Annotated in this window: 13 protein-coding genes; 7 read left to right on the top strand and 6 right to left on the bottom strand. The window is 71.5% G+C overall.

The features are described 5' to 3' along the window. Positions 1-723: 723 nt before the first annotated feature. From ACZ6MA_RS12520 to ACZ6MA_RS12500, 5 genes are all read right to left on the bottom strand, one after another. Positions 724-1,842, bottom strand: a complete 1,119-nt coding sequence (locus ACZ6MA_RS12520; protein WP_469433253.1) for a S1C family serine protease — start codon at positions 1,840-1,842, stop codon at positions 724-726. A 118-nt stretch (positions 1,843-1,960) separates the two neighbouring features. After that, positions 1,961-2,986 carry a LacI family DNA-binding transcriptional regulator gene (locus tag ACZ6MA_RS12515; RefSeq protein ID WP_469433252.1) on the bottom strand — a complete coding sequence of 342 codons (1,026 nt, stop codon included), beginning with the start codon at positions 2,984-2,986 and terminating at the stop codon, positions 1,961-1,963. Between the two features lie 24 nt (positions 2,987-3,010). Further along, the gene (locus tag ACZ6MA_RS12510) at positions 3,011-3,787 is read right to left on the bottom strand and encodes a response regulator transcription factor (RefSeq protein ID WP_469433250.1); all 777 of its coding nucleotides are present in this window, start codon (positions 3,785-3,787) and stop codon (positions 3,011-3,013) included. 861 nt (positions 3,788-4,648) lie between these two features. Then, the gene (locus tag ACZ6MA_RS12505) at positions 4,649-6,535 is read right to left on the bottom strand and encodes an ABC transporter ATP-binding protein (protein ID WP_469434075.1); all 1,887 of its coding nucleotides are present in this window, start codon (positions 6,533-6,535) and stop codon (positions 4,649-4,651) included. 68 nt (positions 6,536-6,603) lie between these two features. Beyond that, positions 6,604-8,337 (bottom strand): ABC transporter ATP-binding protein, encoded by a 1,734-nt coding sequence (locus ACZ6MA_RS12500; RefSeq protein ID WP_469433248.1) that lies wholly within the window; start codon positions 8,335-8,337, stop codon positions 6,604-6,606. Between the two features lie 146 nt (positions 8,338-8,483). On the opposite strand from ACZ6MA_RS12500, the gene ACZ6MA_RS12495 reads away from it, so the two are divergent. The 7 genes from ACZ6MA_RS12495 to ACZ6MA_RS12465 all read left to right on the top strand — a co-directional run bounded on the left by ACZ6MA_RS12495 (position 8,484) and on the right by ACZ6MA_RS12465 (position 13,016). Further along, positions 8,484-8,768 (top strand): MoaD/ThiS family protein, encoded by a 285-nt coding sequence (locus ACZ6MA_RS12495; protein ID WP_469434074.1) that lies wholly within the window; start codon positions 8,484-8,486, stop codon positions 8,766-8,768. A gap of 10 nt (positions 8,769-8,778) precedes the next feature. Beyond that, complete coding sequence (locus ACZ6MA_RS12490; RefSeq protein WP_469433247.1) at positions 8,779-10,080, top strand: hypothetical protein; 1,302 nt, start codon at positions 8,779-8,781, stop codon at positions 10,078-10,080. A gap of 272 nt (positions 10,081-10,352) precedes the next feature. Then, positions 10,353-11,051, top strand: coding sequence for an LmeA family phospholipid-binding protein (locus ACZ6MA_RS12485; RefSeq protein WP_469433245.1), 699 nt, complete (start codon positions 10,353-10,355; stop codon positions 11,049-11,051). Positions 11,052-11,278: 227 nt separating this feature from the next. Continuing rightward, entirely contained in the window at positions 11,279-11,359 is an 81-nt protein-coding gene (locus ACZ6MA_RS12480) for a putative leader peptide (RefSeq protein WP_356454418.1), read from the top strand. A gap of 148 nt (positions 11,360-11,507) precedes the next feature. Beyond that, entirely contained in the window at positions 11,508-12,347 is an 840-nt protein-coding gene (locus ACZ6MA_RS12475; protein WP_469433243.1) for a sulfurtransferase, read from the top strand. A 30-nt stretch (positions 12,348-12,377) separates the two neighbouring features. Further along, a complete protein-coding gene (locus ACZ6MA_RS12470) occupies positions 12,378-12,665 on the top strand; it encodes a DUF1416 domain-containing protein (protein WP_469433242.1) in 288 nt (95 codons plus the stop codon). A 99-nt stretch (positions 12,666-12,764) separates the two neighbouring features. Then, a complete protein-coding gene (locus ACZ6MA_RS12465) occupies positions 12,765-13,016 on the top strand; it encodes a DUF3099 domain-containing protein (RefSeq protein WP_184736275.1) in 252 nt (83 codons plus the stop codon). A gap of 90 nt (positions 13,017-13,106) precedes the next feature. Here the strand turns inward: ACZ6MA_RS12465 and ACZ6MA_RS12460 are convergent, their stop codons facing one another. Further along, on the bottom strand, positions 13,107-13,472 hold the full coding sequence (locus ACZ6MA_RS12460; RefSeq protein ID WP_469433241.1) for a DsrE family protein: 366 nt from the start codon (positions 13,470-13,472) through the stop codon (positions 13,107-13,109). Positions 13,473-13,694 lie beyond the last annotated feature (222 nt).

The raw sequence follows: 13,694 nt of genomic DNA, 5'->3' as shown, positions 1-13,694 counted from the left end.
GGAAGGACGCGGCGGGACGAAACGGTGTGTGTGCCGCGCCCCTCAGCGTGCCACGCCGCCGGGGCGCTGGCGCTTTGCCTTTGCGCTTGGCGCTGAGCCTGTGCCTGTGCCTTGGCCGGCACGCTGCCGGGGCGCTGGCGCTGCGCCTGTGCCTGCACGCTGCCGGAGCTGTGGCACGGCGCGGGGTACCGGCGCGACGCCGGGTACCGCCCCAGTGCCGGCGTGCCGGCCGGCCGCATGGCCGCGTCACGCACTGCCGGAGCGCGGGCACGGCGTCGGTGCCGGAGCTGGGGGCACGGCGCCAGGGTGCCGTCACGACGCCGCCGGAGCGCCGGTCGGCGCCAACGTACCGGTGGGCGGCATGGCCGTCACCGCTGCCGGAGCTGTGGCACAGCTGGAACACCGGCTCGACGCCCGAAGCGCCGGCACGGCGCCGGAATCCCGGCTCATTGCCGAACACGGCACGGAGCACCGGCCCAGTGCCGGCGTGCCGACCGGCCGCACGGCCATCACGCACTGCCGGAGCGCCGGCAGGGCGTCGGGTACCGGCACGAGGCCAGCGCGCCGGCACGGCACAGGGCACCGGCCCAGTGCCAGCGTGCCGACCGGCCGCACGGCCATCACGCACTGCCGGAGCCCCGGCACGGCGTCGGGTGCCGGCACGACGCCAGCGCGCCCGCACGGCGCCGGGTGCCGGCCCAGTCCCAGCCGGCCGCATGGCCACTACGCGCTGCCGCCGCCGCGCAGCTTCGCGAGGTCCGCCTTGACGTCGTTGACGGGGATGGCGAAGCCGAGACCGACGCTGCCGGCCGAGTCGCCGGTGCCGGAGCCCGAACCGGAGGCGTACATCGCGGAGTTGATGCCGATGATCTGGCCGCTCATGTTGATGAGGGCGCCGCCGGAGTTGCCGGGGTTGAGCGAGGCGTCCGTCTGGATCGCCTTGTACGTGGTCTTGGACGAGCCCGTGTCGCCGTTGTACTCGTTTCCGCCGAACTCGAAGGGCCACTGGGGAACGCCGCGGTCACGCCGGTCCGGTGCCTGGCCCTGCTCCTTCGAGACCGTGACGTCGCGGTTCAGGGCGGAGACGATGCCGCTGGTGACCGTGCCGGTGAGGCCCTCCGGCGAGCCGATGGCGACGACCTCGTCACCGACCTGGACCTTGCCGGAGTCGCCGAGCTGGGCGGCCTTCAGACCGCTGCCGCCCTCGACCTTGATCAGGGCGAGGTCCTTGCCGGGGTCGGTGCCGACGACCTTGGCGCTCTTGGTGGTGCCGTCGCTGAGGCTGACCTTGACGGTGTCGGAACCGGCCACGACGTGGTTGTTCGTGACGATCTCACCGTCACCGGTGATGATCACACCGGACCCGGTGGACTGGCCGGAGGACGTGGCGGCCTTGATCTCCACGATGCTGGGCCGCAGCGCCTTGGCGACGGCGGAGACGCCGCCGCTCTTGGAGGACACGTTCCGCACCGGCGTGGACTGGCTGCCGTTGCCCGGCCCGTCCGTCAGCTCCCCCACGAGCGCGGCCGAGCCGCCGCCGACGACCGCCGCGACGAAGGCGCAGGCGGCGAGCAGCGCCACCGGCCGCCGCCGGGCCCGGGAGGCGGCGTGTCCGGCAGGGGCGCCACCGGCGGGGGCGGGCGCCGCGAACCCGGCGTAACCGCCACCCGCTCCGCCGGCACCGCCGGCACCACCCGCACCGCCCGGCCAGACGGGGACACCGCTCGCCGTGGCGACCGGCTGCCCCGGCGCGTACGCCGGAGGGGCCGGGTAGGCCCCGGGCTGCTGCCCGGAGCGCTGGTCAGGGTTGTGGTCGCCGCTGCGGCGGTGCGTCTCCGTCATGAGTGAGACTGTCCTCCGGCTTCATGAGAACTGTCTGAGCGCGGCGTAAAAAGCCCGACAGAAGTAGTGGGTATGCCCGGTTTGCTGCGCTTCCCGGCCGAGGGGCCGGGCCCTGCCCTCAGCCGCCGCAGCCGCACGAGCGCCGGACGACCAGCGCCGACGGGAACTGCTTGAGCCGCTCGCGCCGGGATCCGGCGACACGCAGGGCGTCGTCGAGGACCAGGTCCACGGCCGAGCGGGCCATGGCGATGCGGTCGGAGGCGACGGTGGTCAGCGGCGGGTCCGTCAGGGCCGCCTCCTTCACATCGTCGAAACCGGCGACCGCCAGCTCGCCGGGGACGTCGATGCGCAGCTCACGGGCGGCCCGCAGGACGCCGATCGCCTGGTCGTCGGTGGCGCAGATGATGGCCGGCGGCCGGTCGGGGCCGGACAGCAGCCCGAGGGCGACCTGGTAGGCGTCGTAACGGTTGTAGGGGGCCTGGAACAGCCGGCCCTCCAGCGATTTCCCGGCCTCGCGCATGGCCCGCCGCCAGCCCTCGACGTGGTCGGTGACCGGGTCGCCGATCACCGGCGTCTCCTCGGTCCCGCCGAGACAGGCCACGTAGGGGTGCCCGTGCTCCAGCAGATGACGGGTGGCGAGCTGGGCGCCGCCGACGTCGTCGGTCACCACGGCGACGTCGTCGATGGCGTCGGGTCTGCGGTGCATCAGCACCACGCGGGCGTCCCACGCGTCGATCTCCGTGGCGGCGTGTTCGCTGGGGCCCTGGCTGATCAGGATGAGCCCGGAGACCCGCATGCCCAAGAAGGCCCGCAGGTAGTGCACTTCGCGCTCGTCGAGATAGTCGGAATTGCCGACGAGCACCATCTTGCCCCGCTCGGCCGCGGCCTGCTCGACCGCGTGCGCCATCTCCGCGAAGAAGGGCTGGCGCGCGTCCGGGACGATCAGGCCTATGAGGTCCGTCCGTCGGGACGCCATCGCCTGGGCGACCCGGTCGGGCCGGTACCCCAGCTCCTTGATCGCCGCCAGCACCCGGTCCCGCGTGGCCGGGGCGACCGGCCTCGGACCGTTGTTGATGACATAGCTGACCACCGCGGTCGACGTCCCCGCCAGTCTCGCCACATCGTCCCGCGTCACCTTGGCCACGGGCGGCAGTCTACGCGGGTCCACTCACCTCTTCGCCGGGCGTGCGACGGCCTCCGGCTTCTCCGTTCGTGGGGCGTCCGCGGGGCTCTTCGGCGGGGAATCCTCGGCCTGGCGCTCGGTCTTCTCCGGCTTCTCCGGGACCACGAAGCGGTAGCCGACATTCCGCACGGTGCCGATCAAGGACTCGTGCTCGGGACCGAGCTTGGCGCGCAGCCGCCGCACGTGCACGTCCACCGTGCGGGTGCCGCCGAAGTAGTCGTAGCCCCAGACCTCCTGGAGCAGCTGGGCGCGGGTGAAGACCCGGCCCGGGTGCTGGGCGAGGTACTTCAGCAGCTCGAACTCCTTGAAGGTCAGATCCAGTATCCGGCCCTTGAGCTTCGCGCTGTACGTCGCCTCGTCCACGGAGAGGTCGCCCGTACGGATCTCCATCGGGCTGTCGTCCATCGAGATCTGCCGGCGTCCCATCGACAGCCGCAGCCGCGCCTCCACCTCGGCGGGCCCCGCCGTGTCCAGCAGGACGTCGTCGACGCCCCAGTCCGCGGTGACCGCCGCCAGACCCCCCTCGGTGACCACGAGGATCAGCGGGCAGCCCGGGCCGGTGGACCGCAGCAACTGGCACAGGCTGCGCACATGGGGCAGATCGCGGCGGCCGTCGATCAGTATGACGTCGGCCCCCGGGGTGTCCACGAGGGCCGGGCCCTCGGCGGGAGCCACCCGCACGCTGTGCAGCAGCAGTCCGAGCGCGGGAAGCACCTCCGTCGACGGCTGGAGGGCATTGGTCAGGAGCAGCAGTGAACTCATCGGCTGCCACCCTCGGTCGTACGGTCGTCCTTGCTGTCCTGCACGCTTCGCTCGCCCATAACGTCGGTTCCTCCTCGGTCCCTGCGAGGACGTTGCGGCACTCATTCGTACGGTTTGCGGTCTCCGCGCCCTAGGAGCACGCGTGCGATCGGCCGCGGGTGACGCGTCCGAATGCACAAAAGGACCCGGGGGCGACTCTGCCCGGATCCTCTCTGCCCAGCAGAATAGCCCACCTGACTTTCGGAGGTACGGACGATTTTGCACGACCTTGTGTTTCGTCGCTCACTTCGAGTGGTCATCACGGCGCGCTCTTGACAGCCGACGGAGTGCGGCTGGAGGCGCGGTACGAGCCCGGTCCGGGCCTCGCGCGGCACCCGGCCGGCCGCCCGGCCGTCGTACTCGCGCACGGCTGCACCGGCGCGCCGGAACGCCCCGGTCCGCGACGGGCCGCGCGGGTGTTCGCGCAGCACACCGCCGTGATCGCCTTCTCGTTCCGGGGTCACGACGGCTCGGGCGGCCGGTCCACGCCGGGCGACCGCGAGGTCCTGGACCCGGCGGCCGCGGTGGCCCGGGGCCGCTCGCTCGGCCACCGCCGGGTGGCGACCACCGGCATCTCCACGGGCGGCTCGGTGGCGCCGCGACACGGCGCCCTCTGCCTGCCGCCGAACGGGGGAGGGCACAGGGGGCGCACGGACGCACACGCCGACACGGTCGTCCCGGTAAGCGCGGCCGCTGAGCCGAGTCGTGGAACGGGTCGAAGCCCAGCCCTGACGGCGCCCCGAACCGGGGCCGGCGGTGTCCTCGGTCGCCGGACGGGCTGGTTTTGGCTGAGCCCGGCCCAACCGGCCCGCCCGGCCCCGCCTACGCCGCGGCGAACTGGGCCGCGTACAGGTCCGCGTACGCCCCCCGTGCCGCCAGCAGTGACTCGTGCGTGCCCTGTTCCACGATGCGGCCCGACTCCATCACCAGGATGACGTCCGCGTCGCGGATCGTGGAGAGCCGGTGGGCGATGACGAAGCTCGTGCGGCCCGTGCGGAGCTGGGCCATCGCGTGCTGGATCAGCACCTCCGTGCGGGTGTCGACCGAGCTGGTGGCCTCGTCCAGGACGAGGATCTCCGGCTCCGCCAGGAACGCCCGCGCGATCGTGATGAGCTGCTTCTCGCCGACCGAGACGTTGGCCCCCTCCTCGTCGATCACCGTGTCGTAGCCGTCGGGCAGCGTACGGACGAAGCGGTCGACGTGGGTGGCCCTGGCGGCCTCGACGATCTTGGCCATGGAGGTGCCGGCCGGCGCGCCGTACGCGATGTTCTCCGCGATCGTGCCGCCGAAGAGCCATGTGTCCTGGAGGACCATGCCGATGTGACCGCGCAGCTCCTCGCGGGACATCTCGGCGACGTCCGTGCCGTCCAGGGTGATGCGGCCGCCACTGACCTCGTAGAACCGCATCAGCAGATTGACCAGGGTGGTCTTGCCCGCGCCGGTCGGGCCGACGATGGCGACGGTCTGGCCGGGGCGCACCGTCAGCGAGAGGTTCTCGATCAGCGGGGTGTCCGGCTCGTAGCGGAACGAGACGTCCTCGAAGGCGACCTCGCCGCGCACCCGCTCGGGGCCCACCGCCACCGTGGTGTCCGGTGACTGCTCCGCCGCGTCCAGCAGCTCGAAGACCCGCTCGGCGGAGGCGACCCCGGACTGGACGAGGTTGGCCATGGAGGCGACCTGGGTGAGCGGCTGGCTGAACTGCCGCGAGTACTGGATGAACGCCTGGACGTCACCGATCGACAGCGCGCCCGTGGCGACCCGCAGTCCGCCGACGACGGCGACGAGGACGTAGTTGAGGTTGCCGATGAACATCATCGCGGGCTGGATGACACCGGAGATGAACTGCGCCTTGAAGCCCGCCTCGTAGAGGTCCTCGTTCTCCTTGCGGAAGGTCTCCGCGGACTCCTTCTGCCGGCCGAAGACCTTCACCAGCGAGTGCCCGGTGTACATCTCCTCGATGTGGGCGTTGAGCTTGCCGGTGGTCTTCCACTGGGCGACGAACTGCGGCTGCGCCCGCTTGCCGATCTTCGTGGCGACGACGATGGAGACGGGGACGGTCACCAGCGCGACCAGGGCCAGCAGCCAGGAGATCCAGAACATCATCGCGAGCACGCCGACGATCGTCAGGGCCGAGGCGACGATCTGGCTCAGGGTCTGCTGAAGGGCCTGCTGGATGTTGTCGATGTCGTTGGTGGCGCGGGAGAGGACCTCGCCGCGCTGCTGCTTGTCGAAATAGCTCAGCGGCAGCCGGCCGAGCTTCTCCTCGACCTGCTGGCGCAGCCGGAAGACCGCCCGCTGGACGACGACCGTGGCGATCCGGGCCTGGACGGACATCATGAGCGACATGCCGAGGTAGATCAGCGCCACCCACAGCAGCACCACCCCGATGGCGTCGAAGTCGATGCCTTGGCCGGGGGTGAAGTCCATCGCGGCCAGCATGTCGGCGACCTTGCCGTCACCGCTCTGCCGCGTCCGGGCGACGATGTCGGCCTTGGTCGCACCGGCGGGGAACTGCCGGCCGACCACACCCGAGAAGATCAGGTCCGTGGCGTGACCGAGGATCTTGGGGCCTATGACGGACAGCGCCACGCTGGCGACGCTGAAGAACAGCGCGACGGCGATGACCCCCCGCTCCGGGCGCAGCATGGCCAGCAGCCGGCGGCCGGAGCCCACGAAGTCCATGGACCGCTCGGTGGGCTGGCCGCCCATGTGCCGGGCCATCCCGGCCGCGGGGGCCGGGCCACGGCGGGCGGCGGAGGACGGCTTCTCGGGGGTCGTCACGCTGCCTCCTCCTCGGTGAGCTGGGAGAGCACGATCTCCCGGTAGGTGTCGTTGGCCGCCATCAGCTCGGTGTGGGTCCCGCTGCCGACGACCCGCCCCTCGTCCAGGACGAGGATCCGGTCGGCGTCGCGGATGGTGGACACCCGCTGGGCGACGATGACGACCGTCGCGTCGCCCGTCTCACGGGCCAGCGCCGCCCGCAGCCGCGCGTCGGTGGCGTAGTCGAGCGCGGAGAAGGAGTCGTCGAAGAGATAGACGCCCGGTCTGCGGACCAGGGCCCGGGCGATGGCGAGGCGCTGCCGCTGCCCGCCGGAGACGTTGGAGCCGCCCTGCGCGATGGGCGCGGCCAGCCCCAGCTCCATCCGTTCCACGAATTCCCGGGCCTGCGCGGTCTCCAGCGCCTGCCACAGCTCCTCGTCGCTGGCGTCCGGACGGCCGTAGCGCAGGTTGGAGGCGATCGTCCCGGAGAAGAGGTACGGCTTCTGCGGGACGTATCCGACGCTCTCGGCCATCAGGGCCGGGTCCAGGTCCCGTACGTCCACGCCGTCGAGGAGGACCGCGCCGCCGGTGGCGTCGAACAGGCGTGGGATCAGGCCCAGCAGTGTGGACTTGCCGCTGCCCGTGGAGCCGATGACGGCCGTGGTCTCGCCGGGCCGGGCCGTCAGGGAGACGTCCTTGAGGACCGGCTCCTCGGCGCCCGGGAAGCGGAACTCCACCTCGCGCAGCTCCAGATGACCGGCGCGGAGCGGCTCGGTGACCGCAGCGGCCGGGGGCACCACGCTGGAGTCGGTGGCCAGGACCTCCTGGATGCGCTCGGCACACACCTCGGCGCGCGGCACCATCATGAACATGAAGGTCGCCATCATCACGGCCATCATGATCTGCATGAGGTAGCTGAGGAACGCGGTGAGCGCCCCGATCTCCATGTGCCCGCCGTCGATGCGGTGTCCGCCGAACCACAGCACGGCGACCGAGGACAGATTCACCACCAGCATCGTCGAGGGGAACATCAGCGACATCAGCCGGCCGGCCCGCACGGAGACGTCCATCAGATCGGTGTTGGCGCCCTTGAAACGCTCGCGCTCGTGGCTGTCGCGGACGAAGGCGCGGATGACCCGGATGCCGGTGATCTGCTCGCGCAGCACGCGGTTGACGGTGTCGATGCGGTCCTGCATGCCGCGGAAGAGCGGTCGCATCCGCCAGATGATCACCGAGACCACGGCCCCGAGCACCGGCACGATGATCAGCAGCAGCGCGGACAGCGGCACGTCCTGCTGCAGGGCCATCGCGATGCCGCCGACGCACATGATCGGCGCGGAGACCATGAGGGTGAAGGACATCAGGGCCAGCATCTGGACCTGCTGCACGTCGTTGGTGGTGCGGGTGATGAGCGACGGCGCCCCGAAGTGGCCCAGCTCGCGGGCCGAGAAGGACTGCACCCGGTCGAAGACCGTGGCGCGCAGATCGCGGCCGACCGCCATGGCCGTCCGGGCGCCGTAGTAGACGGCTCCGATGGCGCAGACGATCTGGCCCACCGTGACGGCCAGCATCCAGCCGCCGATTCCGAGGATGTACCCCGTGTCCCCCTTCACCACGCCGTTGTCGATGATGTCCGCGTTCAGCGTGGGGAGGTAGAGCGTGGCCAGCGTCTGCAGAAGCTGGAGCAACACCACGAGCGCGATCGGTTTCGAGTAGGGCCTCAAGTACGCCCGTAGAAGTCGTACCAACACATAGGCAGCGTAAGTGACCGCACTGACAGCGAGCCTCCCGTTTTTGGCGGGTGGCGGACCGGGGAACCCGCGGCACCCGTCATCATGGAGGCGCAGGAAGAAGGAAAGGGGTCGCCGTGGCGACGACAGACTCGGCACGTCCGGCACTGCCGGAACAGCCGGCCCGGCCGGAACCGGAAGGCACGATCCGGTACTGGGCCGCGGCGAAGGCCGCGGCCGGCACGGCCGAGGAGCCGTACGCGGCGCGGACGCTCCGGGACGCGCTCGACGCGGCCCGGCACCGCCACGCGGCCCGTCCGGAGTTCGCGCGGGTCCTGCTGCGCTGCTCCTTCCTCGTGGACGGCGATCCCGTCGGTACACGCGACCACACGACGGTCCAACTGGCCGAGGGCGGCACGGTCGAGGTGCTCCCGCCCTTCGCAGGAGGGTGATCCCGACACCATGAGCAATCAGCACCGCAAGCCGTACGAGCCGTACGAGCCCTACGACGAGGGATACGGGCCGTATCCCCCCCAGGGCGCCGCGCGGCCCGAGCAGCCACCGGCGGCCCAGCCGCGCGCAGTCCAGCCGCCGGCTCCCGGGCCCTACGACGCCTACGACCCGTACGCGCGGCAGCAGCCGACGCCGCGGCCTGCGGAGTGGCCCTCGCACACGGACGAGCAGGGCTATCAGCCGCAGCAGGAGCCGGCCACCCAGACCTGGGACACCCGCGGCTGGGAACAGCGCGGCTGGGAGCCGTCCCCGGCGGCGGAGCCCGCGTACGGCTCGCCGTGGCCGGGCGACCCCCTGCCGCAGCAGGCACCGGCCGGCCCGTACGGGGCGGGTCAGTACGGGGCCGCCCCGTACGGGAACACCCCGGGACGGCACGCGGCTTCCGGTGGTGCGGGCCCGGCGCCCTGGCCGTCGGCGCTCGACGAGCCGGGGCCGGACCCGACGGACCGGGGAAGCGGGCCCGGGGACGAGCCCGCGCCGGCCCCCCAGCGGCCGATGACCGCGGCCGAGAAGGCGAAGGCCGAGGGACGGCCGCAGATCCTCTCGCCCGGTTTCAAGCCGGCCCTGGTCACCGCCGTCCTCGCGGCCCTGCTGGCGCTCACCGCGCCGCTGGGTGAGTTCGCGCTGGCCGTGCCCGTGGTGCTGCTGCAGGCGGTCACGGCGGCCGGCTGGTTCCGGCTGAACGGCATGTGGCCCGCCCGGCAGGGCATCGCGCTCGCGTTCCTCGGCGGCGTGGCCGCCGACATCGGGCTGCTGGCCACGGACGCCCTCGACGCGCCGACCGTCCTCATCGGCACCCTCGGGGTGTGGGTCCTGCTGACGCTCGTGCTCCAGCTACGCAGCCACGCCGCCCCCGACGAGCGGCTGTACGGGCTCACGGCCGCCGTCGCCTCGGCGGGAGTCACGGTCCTCGCGGCCGGTCATCTGGCCGCGGCCGCCGACGCCGTCGTGGTGGGCGCGACCGCCGTCGCCGTGACGGTCCTGGCCCGCGCGCTGCCGCTGCCGTCCGTGGCCTCCCCCCTGATCGCCCTGATCGCGGCGACCGGCTCCGGCATCGCCACCGGCCGCCTCACCGACATCGGCCCGTCCGCGGCCCTCCTGGGCCTGGCGGCAGGCGCCTGCGCCCTCATCGGCCTGCGCGTCGCGAGCTACGACTACCCTTCCCGGTTCGTCCACATGACGGCAGGCGTCGCCCTACCGCTCGCCGCGGCGGCACCGGCGGTATACGTCCTCGGCCGGGCGCTGGTCTGACGGCCGGACGGGCTTGCTGTGCTCTGTCCTCAATCGCCGGACGGGCTGAAATTGGCTGCCCGGCACTTGAGGACGCCCCCGCAGGATGCCCGCCGCCGCAGGCGGCACAGACGGGCCGCAGGCCGAAGGAGTCGCCGGCCAGGCGAGAGGCACCCGCCGCCGCAGGCAGACAGGCACAGACAGCCCGGTAGTCAAAGATCGGCCGGCCAGGCCCTAGGCTCGCCACTGAACCCGACCGGGAGTCCGATCGAAAGCTGGGGGAACGACAGCAGATGCGCGCCATTCGAATACTTCTGATCGTCGCCGTGGTGCTGGGCGCCCTTTTCACGGCCGCCGACCGCGCAGCGGTCTGGTTCGCCGAGAACGAGGTCGCGGAGAAGATCCGCAGCAGCCAGAACCTGTCCGGCACCCCCGACGTCTCCATCAAGGGCTTCCCGTTCCTCACCCAGGTCGCGGGTTCCAGCCTCGACGAGGTCGAGATCAAGCTGGAGGGCGTCACCGCCAACGCGGGCGACCGCTCGATCCGCGTCACGAACTTCAAGGCGAAGCTGAACGACGTCGAGATCGACAGCAGCTTCTCCTCCGCCGTCGCGCAGCGCGCGACCGGCACCGCGCACATCTCCTACGAGGACCTGACCAAGGCCGCCCAGGATCCCGGGGTGAGTGTGGGCCACGCCGACGCGGGCAGTGACAAGGTCAAGGTCACCGGGAAGCTCTCGGTGTTCGGCCAGACCGTGGAGCGCAGTGTGGTGTCCACGGTGACCGTGGTGGGCAAGGACACCATCCGGGTGCGCGCGGACCAGATCCCCGCCACCGGGTTCCCGGGTGCGGAGGAGATGATCCGTGCGAAGACCGACTTCGACCGGCAGCTCAGCGGGCTGCCCAAGGGCGTCAAGCTCGAGAAGGTCGCCGCGGGCCGGGACGGTGTGGACATCACGTTCAGCGGCGAGAAGGTCAACCTCGCGGGCTGAGCGGCCCACCGGCGGACGCGCGGGGCCCGGCGAAGCCCCTCCGTGTCGCCTTGGGTCCACGCAGCGAGACGTCCCCGTCCGCAGAGCAGAATCCCGGGGCGCGCGGCGCTTACCGAGGTTCCGGATTGGCCTGATCGCCACCCCGCCGTCCCATTATCCGGATGATCCCGTCTCACCATCCGACATACCGGTGACACACCCGCCTGTCCGTCCCTACGATCGGACCCATGAAGCGACAGGCGGATCTCACGAAGCGGCGGGCAGTCGACCTGTGCCGCGTCGCCGCCATGCTCTGTCGCCGTGTCTGACGGGAACCCGTTCCCCCGGTTTCCCCTCCCGGCCGTCTCGAGGCCGCATCGAACTCCCCGCATCACACGCTGCGCAGCGCCGCGCACCCATGCCGCCGCGCAACCGCACAGCACGCGCACACCCGCAACTGCCCCGGAGGAGAACAGCATGAGCCGCCGCAGTGAGGTCCTGGTCGACGCCGACTGGGTCCAGGCACGCATCGACGACCCGAAGACGGTCATCGTCGAGGTCGACGAGGACACGTCCGCGTACGACAAGAACCACATCAAGAACGCCGTCCGGATCGACTGGAAGCAGGACCTCCAGGACCCGGTCCGCCGCGACTTCGTCGACCAGGCCGGCTTCGAGAAGCTGCTGTCCGCCAAGGGCATCGCCAACGACGACACCGTCGTCCTCTACGGCGGCAACAACAACTGGTTCGCCGCGTACGCCTATTGGTACTTCAAGCTCTACGGCCACCAGGACGTCAAGCTCCTCGACGGCGGCCGCAAGAAGTGGGAGCTGGACTCCCGCGACCTGGTCGCCGAGGTTCCCCAGCGCCCCACGACCACCTACCGGGCGAAGCCGCAGGACGTCTCGCTGCGCGCCTTCCGTGACGACGCCGTCAAGGCGATCGGCTCCCTGAACCTGGTCGACGTGCGCTCCCCCGACGAGTTCAGCGGCAAGCTGCTCGCCCCGGCGCACCTCCCGCAGGAGCAGTCGCAGCGGCCCGGCCACATCCCGACCGCGCGCAACATCCCCTGGTCGAAGTCGGCCAACGACGACGGCACCTTCAAGTCCGACGACGAGCTCAAGGAGATCTACGAGAGCGCGGGCGTGGACCTGTCCAAGGACACCATCGCCTACTGCCGCATCGGCGAGCGTTCCGCGCACACGTGGTTCGTGCTGCACGAGCTGCTCGGCCAGGCGAACGTCAAGAACTACGACGGTTCCTGGACCGAGTACGGCTCGCTCGTCGGCGTGCCGATCGAGCTCGGCGCCAACTGATCCCCTCACTCGCGACCCGAAGGAAGACCCATGTGTGGAGCAACGGCAGGCGGCCCCGACGCCTCGAACGCCAAGCCCGGTGAGACCACGATCCAGGGCTCGGTGACGCAGAACGGTCACCCGGTCACCGGTTACGTGCGCCTCCTGGACAGCACCGGCGAGTTCACCGCCGAGGTGCCCACCTCGGCGACCGGACAGTTCCGCTTCTACGCGGCCGAGGGCACCTGGACCGTGCGGGCCCTCGTGCCCGGTGCGACCGCCGACCGCAAGGTGGTGGCGAAGAAGGGCGGCCTGGCCGAGGTCGCCATCGCCGTCTGACGGCGGACACGAACGGCCGGAGGGCCGCACCCGGGGGTTGGACGCCTTGCCGGGGTGCGGCCCTTCGCGCTGCGTGGAGGGCGGTCGTACCGTGGAGCTATGTACGCGCGGAGACGCCATGTGTACTTCGCCATGATGGGCACGTGCATCGGCTTGTTCGTCCTGGCGTGGTCCGTGGTGCGGCTGTGGTCCGTCCCCGTCGCCGTGGGCATGTGCGTCGTGGCGATGCTGATCCCGCCGGTCGCGGCCATCACGGCCAACCGCCGGGGGCCGGACGACCGCTGGTGGGACGACCCGTCCGGCGACCCCAAGTCGGACGAGTGGTGGGACGAGCTGGACGGTAAACGGTAAGGCTCCCGCCGGGATCACCCACATACCTTTGCCGCGCGCAGCGGCGGGCGCCCTGCGGGCGCGTCCTCAAACGCCGGACGGGCTGGTTTCTCAATACACCAGCGCCTGCACGCCGTCCCCCATCGCTTCCGCCACGAACACCTGAGCCCCGGCGATCCGCGCGCCCTCGATCAGGTCCTTCTCCTCGATGCCGCGCCGCGCCGCGCACTGCGTGCACACCGTGATCGTCCCGCCGCCGGCCCTGATGCCGTCGATCAGGTCCGGCAGCGGCGCCGCGTGCGGGAGGTCGAATTCCGCCGCCCGGCCCGGCAGCGCGAACCATGAGGACTCCCCCGTCAGCCACAGCGACACCTCGACACCGCTCGCGACGGCGACCGCCGCCACCGTGAACGCCTGCGAGCACCGCTCGGGCGCGTCCGCGCCCGCCGTCACCTTGATCACGAGCTTCTTCGCCATGCGGCACAGCCTATGCGCGGGGCGGCCGACCTCACAGCGCCTCCCGCCGGGCGGCCGACTAGACTCGAAGCGGTCCGTACACCCTCACTCCGACCGAGGAGCGCGCTCGTGCTTGAGGCAGTCTTCACCACCCTGCTGGTCCTGGTCGCCGTCGGCGTCATCTCATTCGCCGGGCTGACCTGGAAGAAGCTGTACCAGGGCCAGCGCTGACCGCAGGTCCTC

The sequence above is a fragment of the Streptomyces sp. NPDC042259 genome (genome assembly GCF_055582085.1).
The sequence above is the reverse complement of the archived record's forward strand: the minus strand, read 5'-3'. Positions and strand labels throughout refer to the sequence as shown.

Coding starts and splice junctions, on each gene's coding strand:
- ACZ6MA_RS12520 (WP_469433253.1), bottom strand. CDS start 1,842: ATGACGGAGACGCACCGCCGCAGCGGCGACCACAACCCTGACCAGCGC.
- ACZ6MA_RS12510 (WP_469433250.1), bottom strand. CDS start 3,787: ATGAGTTCACTGCTGCTCCTGACCAATGCCCTCCAGCCGTCGACGGAG.
- ACZ6MA_RS12505 (WP_469434075.1), bottom strand. CDS start 6,535: ATGGGCGGCCAGCCCACCGAGCGGTCCATGGACTTCGTGGGCTCCGGC.
- ACZ6MA_RS12490 (WP_469433247.1), top strand. CDS start 8,779: ATGAGCAATCAGCACCGCAAGCCGTACGAGCCGTACGAGCCCTACGAC.
- ACZ6MA_RS12485 (WP_469433245.1), top strand. CDS start 10,353: ATGCGCGCCATTCGAATACTTCTGATCGTCGCCGTGGTGCTGGGCGCC.
- ACZ6MA_RS12480 (WP_356454418.1), top strand. CDS start 11,279: ATGAAGCGACAGGCGGATCTCACGAAGCGGCGGGCAGTCGACCTGTGC.
- ACZ6MA_RS12475 (WP_469433243.1), top strand. CDS start 11,508: ATGAGCCGCCGCAGTGAGGTCCTGGTCGACGCCGACTGGGTCCAGGCA.
- ACZ6MA_RS12470 (WP_469433242.1), top strand. CDS start 12,378: ATGTGTGGAGCAACGGCAGGCGGCCCCGACGCCTCGAACGCCAAGCCC.
- ACZ6MA_RS12465 (WP_184736275.1), top strand. CDS start 12,765: ATGTACGCGCGGAGACGCCATGTGTACTTCGCCATGATGGGCACGTGC.
- ACZ6MA_RS12460 (WP_469433241.1), bottom strand. CDS start 13,472: ATGGCGAAGAAGCTCGTGATCAAGGTGACGGCGGGCGCGGACGCGCCC.